16 protein-coding genes are annotated in these 21,452 nt (G+C 55.8%); 8 read left to right on the plus strand and 8 right to left on the minus strand.

Annotation, left to right across the window (positions count from 1 at the left end; genetic code table 11):
- Positions 1-83: 83 nt before the first annotated feature.
- Complete coding sequence (locus ACQUTD_RS16110; RefSeq protein ID WP_072570199.1) at positions 84-437, plus strand: MmcQ/YjbR family DNA-binding protein; 354 nt, start codon at positions 84-86, stop codon at positions 435-437.
- Here the strand turns inward: ACQUTD_RS16110 and uvrA are convergent, their stop codons facing one another.
- Entirely contained in the window at positions 438-3,263 is a 2,826-nt protein-coding gene (uvrA, locus tag ACQUTD_RS16115; protein ID WP_318375684.1) for an excinuclease ABC subunit UvrA, read from the minus strand.
- A 275-nt stretch (positions 3,264-3,538) separates the two neighbouring features.
- On the opposite strand from uvrA, the gene ssb1 reads away from it, so the two are divergent.
- Positions 3,539-4,072 carry a single-stranded DNA-binding protein SSB1 gene (ssb1, locus tag ACQUTD_RS16120; RefSeq protein WP_072570201.1) on the plus strand — a complete coding sequence of 178 codons (534 nt, stop codon included), beginning with the start codon at positions 3,539-3,541 and terminating at the stop codon, positions 4,070-4,072.
- A 62-nt stretch (positions 4,073-4,134) separates the two neighbouring features.
- Here the strand turns inward: ssb1 and ACQUTD_RS16125 are convergent, their stop codons facing one another.
- Entirely contained in the window at positions 4,135-4,416 is a 282-nt protein-coding gene (locus ACQUTD_RS16125; RefSeq protein WP_072570202.1) for a YjcB family protein, read from the minus strand.
- 550 nt (positions 4,417-4,966) lie between these two features.
- On the opposite strand from ACQUTD_RS16125, the gene ACQUTD_RS16130 reads away from it, so the two are divergent.
- Positions 4,967-6,529 (plus strand): EAL domain-containing protein, encoded by a 1,563-nt coding sequence (locus tag ACQUTD_RS16130; protein ID WP_318364154.1) that lies wholly within the window; start codon positions 4,967-4,969, stop codon positions 6,527-6,529.
- 55 nt (positions 6,530-6,584) lie between these two features.
- Here the strand turns inward: ACQUTD_RS16130 and soxS are convergent, their stop codons facing one another.
- Positions 6,585-6,908, minus strand: a complete 324-nt coding sequence (gene soxS, locus ACQUTD_RS16135) for a superoxide response transcriptional regulator SoxS (protein WP_072570204.1) — start codon at positions 6,906-6,908, stop codon at positions 6,585-6,587.
- Between the two features lie 84 nt (positions 6,909-6,992).
- Here soxS and soxR point away from each other — a divergent pair, with 84 nt between their 5' ends.
- The 4 genes from soxR (at position 6,993) to ACQUTD_RS16155 (ending at position 11,863) form a co-directional block, all read left to right on the plus strand.
- Positions 6,993-7,451 (plus strand): redox-sensitive transcriptional activator SoxR, encoded by a 459-nt coding sequence (soxR, locus tag ACQUTD_RS16140; protein ID WP_072570205.1) that lies wholly within the window; start codon positions 6,993-6,995, stop codon positions 7,449-7,451.
- A 280-nt stretch (positions 7,452-7,731) separates the two neighbouring features.
- Positions 7,732-8,400, plus strand: a complete 669-nt coding sequence (locus ACQUTD_RS16145) for a glutathione S-transferase N-terminal domain-containing protein (RefSeq protein ID WP_473276869.1) — start codon at positions 7,732-7,734, stop codon at positions 8,398-8,400.
- Between the two features lie 313 nt (positions 8,401-8,713).
- Positions 8,714-10,063 carry a guanine/hypoxanthine transporter GhxP gene (gene ghxP, locus ACQUTD_RS16150; protein WP_473276868.1) on the plus strand — a complete coding sequence of 450 codons (1,350 nt, stop codon included), beginning with the start codon at positions 8,714-8,716 and terminating at the stop codon, positions 10,061-10,063.
- 153 nt (positions 10,064-10,216) lie between these two features.
- Positions 10,217-11,863: a Na+/H+ antiporter gene (locus ACQUTD_RS16155; RefSeq protein WP_473276867.1), complete on the plus strand. Its 1,647-nt coding sequence runs from the start codon at positions 10,217-10,219 to the stop codon at positions 11,861-11,863.
- A 39-nt stretch (positions 11,864-11,902) separates the two neighbouring features.
- Here ACQUTD_RS16155 and ACQUTD_RS16160 read toward each other — a convergent pair whose 3' ends face one another.
- The 4 genes from ACQUTD_RS16160 to acs all read right to left on the minus strand — a co-directional run bounded on the left by ACQUTD_RS16160 (position 11,903) and on the right by acs (position 17,457).
- Entirely contained in the window at positions 11,903-13,195 is a 1,293-nt protein-coding gene (locus tag ACQUTD_RS16160) for a Gfo/Idh/MocA family oxidoreductase (RefSeq protein WP_473276866.1), read from the minus strand.
- 261 nt (positions 13,196-13,456) lie between these two features.
- Complete coding sequence (gene actP, locus ACQUTD_RS16165) at positions 13,457-15,106, minus strand: cation/acetate symporter ActP (RefSeq protein ID WP_072570210.1); 1,650 nt, start codon at positions 15,104-15,106, stop codon at positions 13,457-13,459.
- On the minus strand, positions 15,103-15,417 hold the full coding sequence (locus tag ACQUTD_RS16170; protein WP_072570211.1) for a DUF485 domain-containing protein: 315 nt from the start codon (positions 15,415-15,417) through the stop codon (positions 15,103-15,105). The genes actP and ACQUTD_RS16170 overlap by 4 nt, the downstream gene beginning before the upstream one ends.
- Before the next feature lie 81 nt (positions 15,418-15,498).
- The gene (gene acs / locus ACQUTD_RS16175; protein ID WP_473276864.1) at positions 15,499-17,457 is read right to left on the minus strand and encodes an acetate--CoA ligase; all 1,959 of its coding nucleotides are present in this window, start codon (positions 17,455-17,457) and stop codon (positions 15,499-15,501) included.
- A 414-nt stretch (positions 17,458-17,871) separates the two neighbouring features.
- Between acs and gltP the strand changes: the two genes are divergently transcribed.
- Entirely contained in the window at positions 17,872-19,185 is a 1,314-nt protein-coding gene (gene gltP, locus ACQUTD_RS16180; RefSeq protein WP_072570213.1) for a glutamate/aspartate:proton symporter GltP, read from the plus strand.
- A gap of 104 nt (positions 19,186-19,289) precedes the next feature.
- Here the strand turns inward: gltP and fdhF are convergent, their stop codons facing one another.
- Entirely contained in the window at positions 19,290-21,437 is a 2,148-nt protein-coding gene (gene fdhF, locus ACQUTD_RS16185) for a formate dehydrogenase subunit alpha (RefSeq protein WP_473276862.1), read from the minus strand.
- Positions 21,438-21,452 lie beyond the last annotated feature (15 nt).

The raw sequence follows: 21,452 nt of genomic DNA on the forward strand, positions 1-21,452 counted from the left end.
AAAACGCACTCATGCTGCACACTTAGAAAGATTTATTTTCGACAGGGAGCTGCACCAGAGGTGCCAACAACAGGGGAACCCCAATGACCAATGCAGAATTACTGCCCTATTGCATGGGCAAGGCGGGAGCGGAACAGAGCGTACACAGCGACTGGAAAGCGACGCAGATTAAAGTGGCGGATGTGCTGTTTGCGATGGTGCACGAAACGGATGGCCGTCCGGCGGTCACGCTGAAAACCAGCCCGGAGCTGGCAGAATTATTGCGTAATGAACACAGCGATGTGCGCCCCAGCGCGCGTCTGAACAAAGCGCACTGGAGCACGGTATTTCTCGATGGATCGCTGCCGGATTCGCAGATTTACTATCTGGTAGACGCCTCATATCAGCTGGTGGTCAGTGCGCTGCCCGACGCGGTCAGGCAGCAACTTTCCGTCTGATTACTTCAGCATCGGTTTGAGGAAGCGCGCCGTGTGCGAGGCTTCGCACCCGGCAACGGTTTCCGGCGTGCCGGAGACGAGGATTTCACCGCCGCCACTGCCGCCTTCCGGCCCCAGATCGACGATCCAGTCTGCGGTTTTGATTACGTCCAGGTTATGCTCAATCACCACGATGGTATTGCCCTGATCGCGTAATTGGTGCAGCACTTCCAGCAGTTGCTGAATATCCGCGAAGTGCAGGCCGGTCGTCGGTTCATCAAGGATGTACAGCGTCTGACCGGTACCGCGTTTCGACAGCTCACGCGCCAGCTTCACGCGCTGTGCTTCACCACCGGACAGCGTGGTGGCGGATTGTCCAAGGCGAATATAGGTCAGGCCAACGTCCATCAGCGTTTGCAGCTTACGCGCCAGTGATGGTACGGCATCAAAGAACTCGCGCGCTTCTTCAATGGTCATATCCAGCACTTCATGGATCGTCTTGCCTTTGTATTTGATCTCCAGCGTTTCACGGTTATAGCGCTTGCCTTTGCACTGGTCGCACGGCACGTAAATGTCCGGCAGGAAGTGCATTTCGACTTTGATCACGCCATCGCCCTGACAGGCTTCGCAACGCCCGCCGCGCACGTTAAAGCTGAAACGGCCCGGCGTATAGCCGCGTGAACGGGACTCCGGAACACCGGCAAACAGCTCGCGCACGGGCGTAAACACGCCGGTGTAGGTCGCCGGGTTGGAGCGCGGCGTACGGCCAATCGGGCTCTGGTCGATATCGATAACTTTATCGAAATGTTCCAGACCCTGAACGTCACGATAGGGCGCAGGCTCGGCGATGGTTGCGCCGTTGAGCTGGCGCTGGGCGATCGGGAACAGCGTATCGTTGATCAGCGTCGATTTACCCGAGCCGGACACGCCGGTGATGCAGGTAAACAGGCCCACCGGCAGCGTCAGGGTGACATCCTTCAGGTTGTTGCCGCGCGCGCCGGTCAGCTTAAGCACTTTTTCCGGATCCGCAGGCACACGCGCTTTCGGGATCTCAATCTTACGTACGCCGCTCATAAACTGCCCGGTCAGCGATTCCGGCACCGCCATGATGTCTTCAAGCGTACCTTCAGCCACTACCTGACCGCCATGAACACCTGCGCCCGGGCCGATGTCGATAACGTGATCTGCGGCGCGGATCGCATCTTCATCATGCTCCACCACAATCACCGTGTTGCCGAGGTTACGCAGATGGATCAGCGTGCCGAGCAGACGTTCGTTATCGCGCTGATGCAGGCCGATAGACGGCTCATCCAGCACGTACATCACGCCCACCAGACCAGCACCGATCTGGCTCGCCAGACGGATACGCTGCGCTTCGCCGCCGGACAGGGTCTCTGCCGAACGGGACAGCGTCAGGTAGTTCAGCCCAACGTTCACGAGGAATTTCAGACGATCGCCAATCTCTTTCAGTACTTTTTCAGCGATTTTTGCACGCTGGCCGGAAAGTTTCAGATTGGTGAAGAAATCCATCGCATGGCCGATGCTCATGTCGGAAATGGTCGGCAGCGGCGTGTCTTCCACAAACACGTGGCGCGCTTCACGACGCAGACGCGTTCCGTCACAGGTGGTGCACGAGCGGTTGCTAATGAACTTCGCCAGCTCTTCACGTACCGCGCTGGACTCTGTCTCTTTATAACGGCGCTCCATATTGTGCAGCACGCCTTCAAACGGATGGCGTCGCACGGAAGTATCGCCGCGATCGTTCATGTACTTAAATTCGACGTTCTCTTTGCCGGAGCCGAACAGCACCACTTTATGCACGTTAGCGCTCAGGCTGGCCCACGGCGCTTCCACGTCGAACTTGTAGTGTTCGGCAAGGGAGCGCAGCATCTGGAAATAATAGAAGTTTCGGCGATCCCAGCCGCGGATCGCGCCGCCCGCCAGCGACAGCTCCGGATTCTGGATCACCCGATCCGGATCGAAATACTGTTGTACGCCCAGCCCGTCGCAGGTCGGACAGGCGCCCGCCGGATTGTTGAACGAGAACATACGCGGTTCCAGCTCATTCATGCTGTAGCCGCAAATCGGGCAGGCGAAGTTTGCGGAGAACAGCAGTTCGCCCGCTTTGGCGTCGTCCATATCGGCCACGATCGCCGTCCCGCCGGAGAGATCCAGCGCGGTTTCAAAGGATTCCGCCAGGCGCTGCGTCAGATCGTCGCGCACTTTAAAGCGGTCGATGACCACCTCAATGGTGTGTTTCTTTTGCAGCTCAAGCGTCGGCGGATCGGAAAGATCGCAGACTTCGCCGTCGATACGGGCGCGGATATAACCCTGGCTGGCCAGGTTTTCCAGCGTTTTGGTGTGCTCGCCCTTACGATCTTTGATGATAGGCGCCAGCAGCATCAGCCGCTTGCCTTCAGGCTGCGAGAGCACGTTATCGACCATCTGACTGACCGTTTGCGCGGCCAGCGGAACGTTATGATCCGGGCAGCGCGCTTCGCCCACGCGGGCAAACAGCAGACGCAGATAGTCATGAATTTCGGTAATAGTCCCGACCGTGGAACGTGGGTTGTGCGACGTCGACTTCTGCTCAATGGAGATTGCCGGCGACAGCCCTTCAATATGATCGACATCTGGCTTTTCCATGAGCGACAGGAACTGCCGCGCATAGGCAGAGAGCGATTCGACGTAACGACGCTGCCCTTCGGCATAAAGGGTGTCAAAAGCCAGCGAGGATTTGCCTGAACCCGAAAGCCCGGTCACGACAATCAGCTTGTCGCGTGGGATGACGATGTTGATGTTCTTGAGATTATGGGTACGCGCGCCCCGTACTTCTATCTTATCCATTCACCTTTCCCGGTAGAGATTCGGCTGCCATAGCGTTATGCATCCATTTCGGTAAGCATAGAACACGCCCGGCGGTCTGAACTGAAACGATTAATTATGACACAATTTAACCTGAATGGATATACAGTGTTATGATGCGCCTTCCAGTGAGTCTTGCAACAATGTCGCGACGGCGCGGTTTACTGGAATCCGCCTCGCAAGGTATCAATCGCGCGGTTTGTAATGCTACAATCGCGCGTTTACACTATTAAGAAACGTATTCAGGAGACACGACCATGGCCAGCAGAGGCGTAAACAAGGTGATTCTCGTCGGTAATCTGGGCCAGGACCCGGAAGTACGCTACATGCCGAGTGGTGGCGCAGTCGCCAACATTACGCTGGCGACCTCCGAATCCTGGCGCGATAAAAACACCGGTGAAACCAAAGAGCAGACTGAATGGCACCGCGTTGTGCTGTTCGGCAAACTGGCGGAAATCGCCGGTGAATATCTGCGTAAAGGCTCGCAGGTGTATATCGAAGGTTCCCTGCGCACCCGTAAGTGGACCGATCAGAGCGGTCAGGAACGCTACACCACTGAAATCAACGTTCCGCAGATTGGCGGCGTAATGCAGATGCTGGGTGGACGTCAGGGTGGCGGCGCACCGGCAGGCGGCGGCCAGCAGCAGGGCGGCTGGGGTCAGCCTCAGCAACCGCAGGGCGGCGGCAATCAGTTCAGTGGCGGCGCGCAGTCTCGCCCGCAGCAGCCGTCTTCAGCACCGGCGCAGTCTAACGAACCGCCGATGGATTTTGACGACGACATACCGTTCTGATCCTGACCATCATTACGCAAAAAGCCCCGCATTGACGGGGCTTTTGTTTTGGTGCGATGCCATCAGGTGATGACCACCGGCCATTCAGGTGGCGTGTGACTGGAGGCTTCAATCATTACGTCTTTAATATTATTCCAGATCGCCGCCACATCAATCAGCGTAATGCCGAGCAAACCGGTGGCGAACCAGCAGGCGGCGATCACGCCCAGCCCGCTGCTGATCACCGCAAGACCGATATAATCAGACTTGCGAAAGCGAATGTTTAATGTGCTGGCAAGAAACATCAGCACCGCGCTCAATAACTGCCAGCGTAGCAATACCACGCCGGTGGTAATGGTAGCCATCAACCCTTCCTCTGATAACCAATGAAACGTGATTTCATTTTCACAATTTTTGTGAACTATATCACATTTGCTCTTTTATTCGCCAGTGATCTGCGTCAATTTTGCTCAGTTTCATATCCATAAAGGGGGCGTCAGCCGCTTTGTTAGCGCCTTTCAGGCCACGGCTATATGCCTCTTTTAGAAACAGAAGGGTAACAACATTATTTTTTTATTATGCGTATTCTTTGCACACCATTCACTTTTGCAGTTTAAAAAATAAACATCTGCCGGTTATCATTTTTATCGGCCTGCAATTTGCGTTAATCAGCGATCCCCTGTTGAGTTATCTTAAACCTTGATGACGAACTGGATATTTATTTTCCTTAATATAAACAGGGGGAACACTTTTAGTTTGCCTTACGGACGAATATTATCGTCATAAGCAGATATTAGGTTTCTTATGAAAAAAGTCAGTTGCTAATGTCTTATGATTCATGCAACGTAATCACCTGTTAATCAAAGCATCCTGTCGTTATTACAGGCACACATTTTGCAGGGATATTAGGCGGAAATGAATCATAGCGCACTTCGCAAGGTGCTGAGGATCGTCGGGATCATCATGGTAGTTATACTGCCTGTGATGCTGGCGCTATGGTTTGCACACATCCGCGCGGTAAAAGAAACCAGCGCGCAGCTCAATGCATTTGCGCAACTCGCGCTGGATAAAACCGAGCTGGTGATCCGTCAGGCAGATATTGCCTATGATGAAGCCCTGAAATTCAGCGGCCCGCTCTGTTCGCCGTTGCATCGGCAAAATATGCTTAATATTATTCGCGGGCGGCTTTATCTGGCGGATCTCATCTATACCCAGGGCGATCATTTTTTATGCTCCACCAGTATTACTTTGCCTCAACCTTATATTATTCCTGCTGCCGATTATAAACGTAATCCTGACGTTTCAATTTATTACTATCGCGATACGCCATTTTATTCCGGATATAAGATGGTGTATATGCGGCGCGGTAATTATGCGGTAGTGGTGAATCCACTTTTTTACAGTGAAGTGGCATCAGACGATCGTACATTAACGTATGGCGTTTATGACAATATCAGTAAAACCTTCTTTTCAGTCAGTCCTGGCGCTAACGTTAAAATATTGTCTGAACATGTACAAAATGAGAAATTAAACTTCCGGACAGATAATCGTTTCTATACCATTGCCCATTCCGACAAGCGACCTGTTTCGATGATCGTCTCGACGTCCAGCACCCGCTATTATGGTTTCCTGTATCATCAGGCCATGCTCTTGGTCCCGCTGGCGCTGATCGGCAGTATTCTCATTTTACTGATAGTCTCACGTACCCGGCATGAATTTAACTCCCCGCGGCGTTTGCTGCATCGGGCGCTGCTAAAGCGTCAACTCAGGCTGCATTATCAACCCATTATCGATATCAAAACCGGTAAATGCGTGGGTGCAGAAGCCCTGCTGCGCTGGCCTGGGTTTAATGGTCCGGTGATGAGCCCGGTGGAGTTTATACCGCTGGCTGAAAAAGAAGGGTTGATTGAACGCGTCACCGATTATGTGGTTGAAGAGGTGTTTACCGATCTGGGGCATTTCCTCGCCGCCAACCCGCACCTCTATATTTCAATTAACTTATCCGCCTCGGATTTCCATTCGTCACGCCTGATTGCCCTTATTTCTGATAAGGCAACACATTACGCGGTGCGGGCTGAACAAATTAAGATCGAAGTGACCGAGCGCGGCTTTATTGATGTGCCGAAAACCACGCCGGTTATTCAGGCGTTCCGTCATGCGGGTTATGAAGTGGCAATTGATGATTTCGGTACCGGCTATTCCAACCTGCATAACTTATATTCCCTCAATGTCGATATTCTGAAAATCGACAAATCCTTTATCGATACCCTGACGACTAACAGCACCAGCCATTTGATCGCTGAACATATTATTGAGATGGCGCACAGCCTGCGTCTGAAGATCATTGCGGAAGGCGTGGAAACGGCGGAGCAGGTCACCTGGCTCTTAAAGCGCGGCGTGCAGTTCTGCCAGGGCTGGCACTTTGCGAAGGCGTTATCGCCGCAGGATTTTATTCACTGGGCGCAGCAGCACGACTAAGCGCTTGTCCCGGTAGTCTTAACAGACGCCTGACGGGATAAGCGCTCATTGAGGTTTACATCTGATGACGGTAATCGCTGGGCGTTCTGTCGAATTCGCGGCGGAATACACGCGAAAAGGTTTGCTGCGAAACATAGCCCAGGTCCATGGCGATATCAAAAATGGGCCGCCGCGTGGTGCGCAGCGCTTCTGCCGCCAGCAGTAACCGGCGCTGACGGATGTAATCCCCCAACGTTTGATGCATCACCGCGCGGAACATTCTCTGTAAATACCATTTCGAATAACCGGACTTTCTGGCGACCACATCAATGTTCATAGGTTGGTCGATATGTTCATCAATCCATTCAATCAGTGTCTGAATAATTTGCTGATGGGACATACTAGCCTCTTTGTCAGTTCTGCCGCTGTCGTTTTGTCTGCGGGCGAGTATAATTCCTCAAGTTAACTTGAGGTAAAGCGATTTATGGAAAAGAAATTACCGCGTATTAAAGCGCTGCTCACCCCCGGCGAAGTGGCGAAACGTAGCGGCGTGGCGGTATCGGCATTGCACTTTTATGAAGCCAAAGGTCTGATTAAAAGCGTGCGTAACAGCGGTAATCAGCGGCGTTATACCCGTGATGTGCTGCGTTATGTGGCGATCATCAAAATCGCGCAGCGCATCGGCATTCCCCTTGCAACCATTGGCGAGGCGTTTGGCGTGTTGCCGGAAGGGCACACGCTCAGCCCTAAAGAGTGGAAAGAGCTGTCGTCCCAGTGGCGGGTGGAACTGGATCGGCGTATCCATACCCTGGAAGCATTACGCGATGAACTGGACGGCTGTATCGGCTGCGGCTGTTTGTCACGCAGCGACTGCCCGCTGCGTAATCCCGGCGACCGGCTGGGCGAGCAGGGCACCGGCGCGCGACTGCTGGAAGATGATTAATATTCGCCACAAAAAACTAAAGCGCCGTTACGGCGCTTTAGTTTGTTTCCCCGGTCTTTTGTCTTTCGCTCTATCCCACGGGTTTGTGGGAGGGTCTCCCCCGACATCAATACCCCTCGGTGTAACTAAAAACGCTGGAGGGTCCGGTTTGTATCGACACTTTTAGTGTAAGTCAGCAGGGCCGCTTTGCCAGCGGCAACTGGGGAATTATCACCGAAATTTTTCGCGCATGATGCACAATTTTCTATAGTAAGTACTTACCTGGTTAACGGAGTAAATCATGCTTAAAGTGCATCATCTTAATAAGTCCCGTTCACAGCGCGTGCTGTGGGCGCTGGAAGAGCTTGGCGTGCCCTATGAAATCGTGCGTTATCAGCGCGAAAAAACCATGATGGCCCCGGACGCGCTGAAAAAAGTGCACCCGCTGGGAAAATCGCCGGTGCTGGAAGATGACGGGCGCATTATTGCAGAGTCGGGGGCCATCCTCGAATACCTCCAGGAAAACTATGATCCTCAGGGCACCCTGAAACCCACCGATGCCGACCAGCGCCTGCAGTACCGTTTCTGGCTGCATTATGCCGAAGGCTCGCTGATGCCGCCGTTACTGATGAAGCTGGTATTCAGCAGCCTGGGCAAGCCGCCGGTGCCGCTGGGTTTTCGCACCCTCGGTAAAGCGCTGGGGCAGGGGGTGCAAAAAGGCTATCTCAATAAACAGATCGAAACGCACGCCCGCTATATAGAAGCGGAGCTCGGCAGCCAGCCCTGGTTTACCGGGGAGTCCCCCAGCATGGCGGATATTCAGATGAGCTTCCCGGTGTTTGCCCTGCTGGCTCGCGGCGGCGTTGATCACCTGCCCAATTTGCAGGCATGGAAGAAACGCGTCGAGATGCGTCCGGCCTGGCAGCGCGCTATTGAAAAAGGCGGTCCGTTCGAGTTGCCTGGGGAATAAAATGACGCCAACAGGCGACAAAATTGTTACAGGGTTGCGCATTTACGACAACGTTTGCGCATCCCCTGCTGCTTTCTTCGTCGTCCTGAGCGAAATTTCATAAAAAGCGACAAAGTTAAGTTGAAATACCCCTGTGGATGGCTGGATAATCGTTTGCCTTTTTCAACAGCCGTTTTGTTTGCGCGGAGTTAAACGTTTGCTTTTTGTGGCACTGCTTTGCCGCAACGTGGCACATGGAGATGACGTTTAATCTGGCAGTGGATTGTCCGCCACGCAAACCAGCGAATATAAAAATTCTCAGGGGATGTTTTCTATGTCTACGCCTTCAGCGCGTACCGGCGGTTCGCTTGACGCTTTATTTAAAATTTCTGCACGTGGCAGCACTGTCCGTCAGGAGATCGTAGCCGGTCTTACCACCTTCCTGGCCATGGTTTACTCCGTGATCGTGGTGCCAGGCATGCTGGGCAAAGCGGGCTTCCCGCCGACGGCGGTGTTTGTCGCCACCTGTCTGGTTGCCGGTCTGGGCTCTATTGTGATGGGACTGTGGGCGAATCTGCCGCTGGCGATTGGCTGCGCCATCTCGCTGACCGCTTTCACCGCTTTCAGCCTGGTGCTCGGCCAGCAAATCAGCGTACCTGTCGCCCTGGGCGCGGTATTCCTGATGGGCGTGCTGTTCACCGTGATCTCTGCCACCGGCATCCGTAGCTGGATCCTGCGCAATCTGCCGCAGGGCGTGGCGCATGGCACCGGCATCGGTATCGGTCTGTTCCTGCTGCTCATTGCCGCGAACGGCGTGGGTCTGGTGGTGAAAAACCCCATCGACGGGTTGCCGGTAGCGCTGGGCCATTTCGCCAGCTTCCCGGTGATCATGTCGCTGATTGGCCTCGCTGTGATTATCGGTCTGGAAAAACTGAAAGTGCCGGGCGGGATTCTGCTGACCATTATCGGCGTGTCTGTTGTCGGGCTGATTTTTGATCCGGCGGTGCACTTCTCCGGCATTTTTGCCATGCCGTCCCTGAGCGATGAACACGGCAATTCACTGATCGGCAGCCTGGATATTATGGGCGCGCTGAACCCGATCGTGCTGCCGAGCGTACTGGCGCTGGTGATGACCGCCGTGTTTGATGCGACAGGCACCATTCGTGCGGTGGCCGGTCAGGCTAACCTGCTGGATAACGACGGTCAGATTATCGATGGCGGCAAAGCGCTGACCACCGACTCCCTGAGCAGCGTCTTCTCAGGCCTGGTGGGCGCAGCACCGGCGGCGGTGTATATCGAATCGGCGGCGGGTACGGCAGCAGGCGGTAAAACCGGTCTGACGGCGATCACCGTTGGCGTGCTGTTCCTGCTGATCCTGTTCCTCTCTCCGCTCTCCTATCTGGTTCCGGCCTACGCCACCGCCCCTGCGCTGATGTACGTTGGCCTGCTGATGCTGAGCAACGTGTCGAAAATCGATTTTGCCGATTTCGTGGATGCGATGGCGGGCCTTATCACCGCCGTATTCATCGTGCTGACCTGCAACATCGTTACCGGCATCATGATCGGCTTCGCCTCGCTGGTGATTGGCCGTGTAGTCTCGGGTGAATGGCGTCGTCTGAACATCGGTACCGTGGTGATCGCGGTGGCGCTGGTGGCCTTCTACGCGGGCGGCTGGGCGATTTAATTTTCCGATCCGGCTCGAAAAAAGGGTGGCGATTGCCGCCCTTTTTACTTTTTAAGGCACATCCTGTTTCCATTGCGTTAAGCTGCATGTTCTATTATGAAAGGCATGATGCCTCGTCATCGATTATAAAAAATCATCGCAAACAGGGAACGCATGGAAATTTTCTTCACCATACTCATCATGACCCTTGTGGTCTCACTCTCGGGTGTCGTCACCCGTGTCCTGCCCTTCCAGATCCCCCTGCCGCTGATGCAGATTGCCATCGGCGCTATGCTGGCCTTACCCACTTTTGGTCTGCATGTGGAGTTCGATCCGGAACTCTTTCTGGTGCTGTTTATCCCGCCGCTGCTGTTCGCGGATGGCTGGAAAACCCCAACGCGCGAGTTTCTGGAGCACGGGCGTGAAATATTTGGCCTTGCGCTGGCGCTGGTGCTGGTCACCGTGGTCGGCATCGGCTATCTGATTTACTGGGTGGTGCCCGGTATTCCGCTGATCCCGGCGTTCGCGCTGGCGGCGGTGCTGTCGCCGACCGATGCCGTGGCGCTGTCCGGCATTGTTGGCGAAGGGCGCATCCCGAAAAAAATTATGGGCATCCTGCAGGGCGAGGCGCTGATGAACGACGCCTCAGGCCTGGTGGCCCTGAAGTTTGCCGTCGCGGTGGCGATGGGCACCATGGTCTTCACTGTCGGCGGCGCGACCGTGGAATTCCTCAAGGTGGCGATTGGCGGTCTGCTCGCCGGATTCGTGGTCAGCTGGCTGTATGGCCGCTCGCTGCGTTTTCTCAGCCGCTGGGGCGGGGATGAACCTGCCACGCAAATCGTGCTGCTGTTCCTGCTGCCGTTCGCCTCTTATCTGATCGCGGAACACATCGGCGTGTCCGGCATTCTGGCGGCGGTGGCGGCGGGGATGACCATCACCCGTTCCGGCGTGATGCGATCTGCGCCTCTGGCGATGCGTCTGCGCGCCAACAGTACCTGGTCGATGCTGGAATTCGTCTTTAACGGCATGGTGTTCCTGCTGCTGGGTTTGCAACTGCCGGGCATTCTGGAAACCTCGCTGGTGGCGGCGGAAGCCGATCCTAACGTCGAAACCTGGATGCTGTTTACCGACATCATTCTGATTTATGCCGCGCTGATGCTGATGCGTTTCGGCTGGCTGTGGACGATGCAGAAATTCAGCCAGCGCTTCCTCACCAAAAGCCCGATGGAATTTGGGATGTGGAGCACGCGCGAACTGCTGATCTCCACTTTTGCGGGCGTGCGCGGGGCGATCACCCTCGCCGGTGTACTCTCTATTCCATTGTTGTTACCGGGCGGGGAACACTTCCCGGCGCGTTATGAACTGGTCTTCCTGGCTGCCGGGGTGATCCTCTTCTCGCTGTTTGTCGCCGTGGTGGTTTTACCTATGCTGCTGCAACATATGGAGATCGCCGACCACGCTCAACAGGCGAAAGAAGAGCGGCTGGCGCGGGCGAAAACCGCTGACGTGGCCATTGTCGCCATTCAGAAAATGGAAGAGCGCCTGGCGGCCAACGCCGAGGAGAACATTGACGATCAGCTGCTGACAGAAGTCAGTTCGCGGGTGATCGGTAATCTGCGTCGCCGCGCTGACGGGCGTAATAACGTCGAAAGCTCCATGCAGGAAGAAAATCTCGAACGCCGCTTCCGCCTTGCGGCGCTGCGTTCCGAGCGGGCAGAGCTGTATCATCTGCGCGCCACGCGGCAGATCAGCAACGAAACGCTGCAAAAACTGCTGCACGATCTGGACCTGCTGGAAGCGCTGCTGATTGAGAATAAGTAGCGTATGTCCCCTCATCCTGTGGGTGAGGGGGCTAAAGCACTACTTTTTCAGGCGTGACACCAGTTCAAACTCTTTAAAATTCACCGGGCGTTGTTGCTGCATGGAGATATTCCCGGCGATACCGGTGAGGATCGACATCGCCCCGGCGCGGTGATCGGCGGCGCGCTGCAGCGGATCGTGCGTGGCAGGCCCGAACAAATCCGCCAGCATGGCGTTATCTCCGCCGCCGTGTCCGCCTTCACCGATGGCGAATTCAGCTTTCCAGGGTGCGGCAAACATCGGGAACACCGTGATGTCGCAGCCTTCGAGGCTCCCTTCGCTGGCGCGATCGCCACCGGCGTTGACGTAAGATTTCTCCACCAGCTTCATTTCCAGACGGCCTTCACTGCCGTTAAAGACTACGTTCAGTCCTTCCCATGGCAGATAGGCGTTCAGCGAATAGGTCAGCTGCACCTGGTTCTGGTATTTCACCAGCACTGACATGGTGTCTTCAATGGTGATGCCGTCGCTGAACACGCTCTGATCGCGGAAATAGTTATCTTCGTGCTCGGCATCCAGATACAGCGCTTTCAGCTGGGGATTGTCCTCCATGTGCAGGGCAAAGGGATCCTCTTTAGCGGCGGCGTAGCCGTGGGCGCGGGGATAAAACTGCGTGATGCCGCGTCGCTCGGCGTTCTCTTTACCGTAAAAGCGCAGGCTGCCTTCGGCATAGACACGCTGCGGATAGCTACCCAGCCAGAAGTTCATCAGGTCAAAATGGTGGGTGGATTTGTGCACCAGCAGGCCGCCGCTGTTGCGCTTTTCCCGGTGCCAGCGACGAAAATAATCCGCGCCATGTTCGGTGTTCAGCAGCCATTCAAAGTGTACCGAGTTCACCTCGCCAATGGTGCCGTTCATCAGCAGTTCGCGCACTTTGCTGTGATGCGGCGCATAGCGGTAGTTAAAGGTCACGCGAACCTGGCGGCCCGTCTCTTCAATGGCGTCGAGGATGCGCAGCGCCCGCTGTTCGTCGATGGTCATCGGTTTTTCGGTGATCACATCGCACCCGGCGTACAGGGCGCGCACAATATAATCATCATGAGTGCGATCCACGGTGGTGACGATAATCACGTCCGGGCGCGTCTCGCGGATCATCTCCTCAAACTGTGACGCGTGCCAGGTGGACGCTGGGGCAGCCCCTTCGTTTTTCAGCAACTGATTGGCGTAGTGCATACGCGTGTGGTTGGTATCGCAGAAGGCGACCAGGGTGGCCGTCTCTTTCCACTGACCGCCGATGGCCGCAATGTACATCCCGGCACGCCCGCCCGTGCCGACAAGGGCATATTTTTTCATACCATCCTCGATTAATTACTTAATGAAATTATTGGCTTAACGCGTAAGCCAGGGCTTCCATCAGCATAAAAAGCGGGAAGGGCATTGTCGTGACGGCGCAGAGTACAAAACAGGATCAGGGGCATGGAGTCGCGCAAAGTGTGACGGGAGTTACAAAACGCGCCGGGATACTGTGACGCGGATCGACTTTTGTCGCACGCAGGACGTGATGTTGCTCACGATGAAACACAACCCCGGCCCGCAGGCCGGGGATAAAACAGATTAATGCGCGCGGCCCTGATCGATGCCGATACCGGTTTGCGAACGGATAAACTGGGCGCGGAACTTCTCGCGTTCCAGTTTCCCTTCCGCGGTATTGTCGGTTGCCGAGAACACCCAGATACCGATAAAGGCCACCGCAATGGAGAACAGCGCCGGGTACTCATACGGGAAGATGGCGCTGGCGTGGCCGAGGATCTGCACCCAGATAGTCGGGCCAAGCACCATCAGCACCACGGCGGTAATCAGCCCCAGCCAGCCGCCGATCATCGCGCCACGGGTGGTCAGCTTCGACCAGTACATCGACAGCAGAATAATCGGGAAGTTACAGCTTGCCGCAATCGAGAACGCCAGGCCCACCATGAAGGCAATATTCTGATTCTCAAACAGAATGCCCAGCAGGATGGCGATCACGCCCAGTACCAGCACGGTGATTTTTGACACCCGCAGCTCGTCGCGCTCGGTGGCTCCTTTACGGAACACGTTGGCGTACAGATCGTGCGATACCGCCGATGCGCCCGCCAGGGTTAAGCCCGCCACCACCGCGAGGATGGTTGCGAAGGCCACCGCCGAGATAAAGCCGAGGAACAGGTTGCCGCCCACCGCGTTGGCAAGATGCACCGCCGCCATGTTATTGCCGCCAATCAGCGCGCCGGTGGCATCTTTAAACGCCGGATTTGCGCCCACCAGCATGATCGCGCCGAAGCCGATAATAAAGGTCAGGATGTAAAAGTAACCCATAAAGCCGGTGGCGTAGAACACGCTTTTCCGCGCTTCACGGGCATCGCTGACAGTAAAGAAGCGCATCAGAATATGCGGCAGACCGGCGGTACCAAACATCAGCCCCAGCCCCAGCGACAGCGCAGAGATTGGATCTTTCACCAGCCCGCCCGGACTCATGATCGCTGTGCCTTTCGGGTGCACCGCCATGGCTTCGGTAAACAGGTTATTGAAGCTGAAACCGACGTGACGCATCACCATAAAGGCCATAAAGCTGGCGCCGAACAGCAGCAGCACGGCTTTGATGATCTGCACCCAGGTGGTGGCCAGCATGCCGCCGAACAGCACGTACATCACCATCAGCACGCCCACCAGCACCACGGCGATGTGATAGTTCAGGCCAAACAGCAGCTGGATCAGTTTGCCCGCGCCCACCATCTGCGCGATCAGATAGAGCGCCACCACCACCAGCGAGCCGCAGGCGGAGAGAATACGGATCGGACCCTGTTTCAGACGATACGACGCCACATCGGCAAAGGTGTAGCGCCCGAGGTTACGCAGACGCTCGGCGATCAAAAACAGAATGATCGGCCAGCCCACCAGGAAGCCCAGCGAGTAAATCAGGCCATCGTAGCCGGAGGTGAACACCAGCGCGGAAATCCCCAGAAAGGACGCCGCCGACATGTAATCCCCGGCGATCGCCAGGCCGTTTTGCAGACCGGTAATATTACCGCCCGCCGTGTAGTAATCGCTGCGGGTGCGGGTACGTTTTGACGCCCAGTACGTGATGCCAAGCGTAAAGGCCACGAACACCACGAACATGATGATCGCCTGCCAGTTGGTCGGCTGGCGCTGCACCGCACCGGTCAGGGCATCTGCCGCGTTCGCGGAGAAAGGGAGTATGGCGGCAGCCGCCGTCAGTAATCTCTTCATGGTGCGTTTACCTCGCGGATCACGGCATTGTTCAGACGGTCAAACTCACCGTTCGCCCGCCAGACGTAAACGCCGGTTAACACGAACGAAACCAGGATCACGCCGACGCCAACAGGAATGCCGCGCGTGACGCTGGTGCCGGGATAGAGCGGCGTACCCAGCCAGCCAGGCGCGAAGGCGATAAGCAGAATAAAGCAGACATAAATCGCCAGCACGATCAGCGACAAAATGATGGCAAACCGTTGCCTTTTTTCGACCAGCTCCCTGAAATGCGCGTTATGTTCTATCCGTTGATAAATGAGTTCATTCATCACGAAATCTCCAGAGGGTAGGGTAAGGGTTATTGTTGTAGGTTTTTCCCTCTCCCTAAGGGAGAGGGCGGGGTGAGGGGATTATGACGGCATCGTAATGCCTTGTTTTTCTTCCAGCAGTTTTTCCACTACGCCAGGATCGGCGAGGGTTGAGGTATCTCCCAGGTTACTGGTGTCACCGGCGGCGATTTTGCGCAGAATGCGGCGCATAATTTTGCCGGATCGGGTTTTGGGCAGCGAATCGGTCCAGTGCAGAATATCCGGCGTCGCCAGCGGGCCGATCTCTTTCCGCACCCAGTTGCGCACCTCGGTATACAGCTCCGGCGACGGCTCTTCGCCGTGGTTCAGCGTGACATAGGCATAAATCGCCTGGCCTTTAATATTGTGCGGAATGCCCACCACCGCCGCTTCGGCGATTTTCGGGTGCGACACCAGCGCCGATTCGATTTCTGCCGTGCCCAGACGGTGGCCGGAGACGTTCAGCACATCGTCCACGCGCCCGGTGATCCAGTAGTAACCGTCTTCGTCACGACGCGCGCCGTCGCCGCTGAAATACATATTTTTGAAGGTGGAGAAGTAGGTCTGCTCGAAGCGCTCATGATCGCCAAACAGCGTGCGCGCCTGGCCTGGCCATGAATCAACAATCGCCAGATTGCCCTCGGTGGCTCCCTCCAGCGGATTGCCTTCGTTATCCACCAGCGCAGGCTGTACGCCGAAGAACGGCAGGCTGGCGGAACCGGCTTTCAGTTCGATAGCGCCAGGCATCGGGGTGATCATAAAACCGCCGGTTTCCGTCTGCCACCAGGTGTCCATCACCGGGCAGTTTTCGTTGCCGATTTTTTTCCAGTACCACTCCCAGGCTTCCGGGTTAATGGGTTCGCCCACCGATCCCAGAATCCGCAGCGAGGCGCGGCTGGTGCCGTCAATCGCCTTATCGCCTTCCGCCATCAGGGCGCGGATCGCCGTCGGCGCGGTATAGAGAATATTGACCTGATGCTTGTCCACCACCTGCGCCATACGCGCTGGCGTCGGCCAGTTCGGTACGCCTTCAAACATCAGGGTGGTCGCGCCGCAGGCCAGCGGGCCGTACAGCAGATAGCTGTGGCCAGTCACCCAGCCCACGTCGGCGGTACACCAGTAGATGTCGCCGGGATGGTAATCGAAGACGTATTTGAAGGTGGTCGCGGCATAGACCAGATAACCGCCAGTGGTGTGCAGCACGCCTTTCGGTTTACCGGTGGAGCCGGAGGTATAAAGGATAAACAGCGGATCTTCGGCATTCATCGCTTCCGGCTGGTGGTCGCTGCTGGCGGTCGCCATCACATCGTGCCACCACAGATCGCGGCCTTCCTGCCAGTCGATAGTGCCGCCGGTGCGTTTAAACACCACGACGTTTTCAATCGTTGTCACCGCCGGATTTTTTAACGCGTCGTCGACGTTCTTCTTCAGCGGAATACTGCGCCCGGCACGTACGCCTTCGTCGGCAGTGATCACCAGCCGTGAGCTGGAGTCCACAATACGCCCGGCGACCGCTTCCGGCGAGAAACCGCCAAAAATAACCGAATGCACCGCGCCAATGCGCGCGCAGGCCAGCATCGCCACCGCCGCTTCCGGCACCATCGGCATATAGATAGCTACCACGTCGCCTTTCTTAATGCCCAGCGTCAGCAGGACATTGGCAAAGCGGCACACTTCGCCGTGCAGATCGCGGTAAGAGATATGTTTGCTCTGGCTGGCGTCGTCGCCTTCCCAGATGATTGCCGTTTGATCGCCACACTCAGCCAGGTGCCTGTCCAGGCAGTTAGCCGCCAGGTTGAGCTGTCCATCTTCATACCATTTAATCGAAACATTACCAGGCGCAAAGGAGGTGTTTTTCACCTTCTGATAAGGCGTGATCCAGTCGAGAATTTTGCCTTCCTCACCCCAGAAAGCGTCAGGATCGGTGATAGATTGCTGGTATTTCGCCTGGTACTGTTCGGCATTAATCAGGCATTTTTCCGCGATCTGGGCGGGAATAGGGTGTTTGTGGATTTGGCTCATGGCTTTTGTTCTCCTTGTAGGATGTTAATAATATGTCACACAAACGTTAATTGTAGGGGCTTTGGTAGCTTTGTTTACTTTTTGGGCGACAGATCACGCAATGCTTGAGTGTATGAAAATGCAGCAGATGATGCTTAGAAGGAAAATAATTTACGCTAACAACTATTGCTTTTATGGCAATTAAAAATTCATCTATAACAAATAGTTATGCATGGTAAATGCTATAAAATGCGCTTTTTAAGGAAGAAATCAGTGAAAGTCCCTGAACTTAAAGGGTTGCACGGGATACCACGCAAATGGTACTGATAATGCGCGTTAAAAACCCCCGCTTTTGTAAGAAACGCTAACCATCCCCCTTGCTGGCAGTCTTCATGCACAGCAGGGAATAGCGCTTCACTAAGGATGTCACTCGTTATGAAAAATGTGAAAGTCAGCCTGGCCTGGCAAATTTTGCTGGCTCTGGTGCTGGGTATTCTTCTGGGTAGTTACCTGCATTACCAAAGCGACAGCCGCGAATGGCTGATTGCGAATCTCCTGTCTCCGGCAGGCGATATCTTTATTCATCTGATCAAAATGATCGTTGTCCCTATTGTAATTTCCACCCTGATTGTGGGAATTGCCGGCGTTGGCGATGCGAAACAGCTGGGCCGCATCGGCGCGAAAACCATTCTTTATTTCGAAGTGATCACTACAGTGGCCATTATTCTTGGCATCACACTGGCGAATGTATTCCAGCCGGGCGCGGGCATTGATATGTCGCAGCTGGCAACGGTGGATATTTCGAAATACCAGAGTACAACGGCAGAAGTGCAGAGCCATGCCCATGGCCTGATGGGTACCATACTGTCGCTGGTGCCGACCAATATCGTGTCGTCGATGGCGAAGGGCGATATGCTGCCGATCATCTTCTTCTCTGTGCTGTTTGGCCTTGGGCTGTCATCGCTGCCTTCCGCGCACCGTGAGCCGCTGGTGACGGTCTTCCGCTCCATTTCCGAAACCATGTTTAAAGTCACCCATATGGTGATGCGTTATGCGCCGGTGGGCGTGTTCGCGCTGATCTCGGTAACGGTGGCGAACTTTGGTTTTGCCTCCCTGTGGCCGCTCGCCAAGCTGGTGATCCTGGTGTATGCCGCGATTGTCTTCTTTGCGCTGGTGGTGCTGGGCGCGGTGGCGCGTCTGTGCAAGCTGAGCATCTGGACGCTGATCCGCATCCTGAAAGAGGAATTGATCCTCGCCTATTCCACCGCCAGCTCCGAAAGCGTGCTGCCGCGCATTATCGAGAAGATGGAGGCCTATGGCGCACCGGCATCGATCACCAGCTTCGTCGTGCCGACCGGTTACTCCTTCAATCTTGATGGTTCGACGCTATATCAGAGCATTGCGGCGATTTTCATCGCACAGCTGTACGGCATTGAGCTGTCGCTGGGGCAGGAGATCATTCTGGTGCTGACGCTGATGGTCACCTCCAAAGGTATCGCTGGCGTGCCGGGCGTCTCCTTTGTGGTGCTGCTGGCGACGCTGGGCAGCGTGGGGATCCCGCTGGAAGGTCTGGCGTTTATCGCCGGTGTTGACCGTATCCTCGACATGGCGCGTACGGCGCTGAACGTGGTGGGAAATGCGCTGGCGGTGCTGGTGATCGCCAAGTGGGAACACAAATTTGACCGTAAAAAAGCGCTGGCTTACGAGCGCGAGGTGCTGGGCAAATTTGATAAAACTGCAAATTCATAAGCGGCATTAAAAAATGCCCGGTGGCGCTTCGCTTACCGGGCCTACAGATTACGCCGTAGGCCCGGCAAGCTTGCGCCGCCGGGCATTCTTACCCTAAACTCCACTCAACCCATCGCGCTTTCGCGCAGATTGGCTTTTAACTTATCGTACTCGGCGATCACATACTGTTCCGCGGCACGCTGGTCGGCAATCCGCTCAACGTTGACGGCGCAGTACTTGTACTCCGGCGTTTTGGTTATCGGGCTTAAGTTCTCCGTCACCAGCTCGTTACAGGCGCCAATCCACCACTGGTAGGTCATATAAATCGCCCCTTTGTTCGGGCGATCGCTGACCTGCGCGCGGGTGATGATGCGGCCTTTGCGGGAGTTCACCCAGATCAGCGCTTCATCTTCAATGCCCAGACGCGCCGCGTCAGCGGTGTTGATCTGCGCATAGCCCGGCTCATCCGCCAGCGCCGCCAGCGCCGCACAGTTACCGGTCATCGAACGACAGGAGTAGTGGCCCACTTCCCGCACCGTCGACAGCACCAGCGGGTACTCGTCGGTCAGTTTGTCGATGGGCGGCACCCAGTCGCAGGTGTAGAACTTCGCCAGCCCGGTATCGGTTTCAAACTTCTCTTTGAACAGGTATGAGGTCCCCTGATCCGCGTCCGACGTATCGCGGCATGGCCACTGGATATAACCCAGCTCGCCCATTTTTTCATAGGTGGCGCCATAGAAGTCCGGGCACAGATGACGCAGCTCATCCCAGATCTCCTGGGTGTTGTTGTAGTGCATCGGATAACCCATGCGGGTGGCGATCTCACTGATGATCTGCCAGTCCGTTTTCAGGTCCCACTGCGGCTCCACGGCTTTGAAGAAGCGCTGGAAGCCACGGTCAGCCGCGGAATACACCCCTTCATGTTCCCCCCACGACGTTGACGGCAGAATGACATCTGCCGCCGCTGCGGTTTTGGTCATAAAGATGTCCTGGACGATCACCAGCTCCAGATCTTCAAAGCCTTTACGCACCGCCGACAGCTCGGCGTCGGTTTGCAGCGGATCTTCCCCCATGATGTAGGCCGCGCGCACTTCGCCATGAGCCGCCCGGTGCGGCAGCTCGCTGATGCGATAGCCAGTGTGCGCCGGCAGACTGGCCACGCCCCAGGCTTTGGCAAATTTCTCGCGGTTTTCCGGCACGTGCACATATTGATAGCCAGGATACGTGTCCGGCAGCGCGCCCATATCGCACGCGCCCTGCACGTTATTCTGCCCGCGCACCGGGTTAACGCCCGCGTGTGGCTTGCCGAGGTTACCGGTCAGCATCGCCAGGCTGGTCAGGGAGCGCACGGTTTCCACGCCCTGATAGAACTGGGTGACGCCCATGCCCCACAGGATCGCCGCGCTTTTCGCCCCCGCATACAGACGCGCGCAGGTGCGGATCTCTTCGGCGCTGACGCCGGTGATCGCTTCCACTGACTCCGGCGGATAGCCTGCAACAATCTTTTTATACTCGTCAAAATCCTGCGTACGCGCGGCCACAAAGGCATGGTCGTAGAGATCTTCGCTGATAATGACGTGCCCGATGGCGTTAAGCAGCGCGATATTCGAGCCGTTTTTCAGTGCAATATGCATATCCGCAATGCGCGCGGTTTCAATTTTGCGCGGATCGCAGACGATAATTTTCGCCCCGTTCTTTTTCGCGCGGATCACATGATTGGCGACGATAGGGTGGGAATCCGCCGGGTTATAGCCAAAAATAAAGACCAAATCCGTGTTATCAATTTCTGTGATGGCATTGCTCATTGCGCCATTACCGACCGACTGGTGCAGACCTGCAACCGATGGGCCGTGTCAGACACGTGCGCAGCAATCAACGTTATTGGTGCCAATAACGGCGCGCGCGAATTTTTGCATCACATAGTTGGTTTCATTGCCGGTGCCGCGTGACGAACCTGTGGTCTGGATGGCATCCGGGCCGTACTTCTCTTTGATGGCGGAAAGTCGGCTGGCGACGTAGTCCAGCGCTTCACTCCAGGATACCGCTTCCAGTTTGCCGCCGCGCTGGCGACGGATCATCGGGGTTTTCAGGCGCGGGGTCAGGATCCGGGTATCGTTGATAAAATCCCAGCCGTAATAGCCTTTAAGACACAGGGTTCCCTGATTGGTTTTCCCCTGTGCCGCTTCCGCCCGGACGATTTTCCCGTTATCAACCACCAGGTTGATTTTGCAACCCGAGGCGCAATAGGGGCATACCGTGACGACTTTTTTCATCGGTCTCACTCCAGT

The organism is Enterobacter sp. K510 (genome assembly GCF_055804875.1).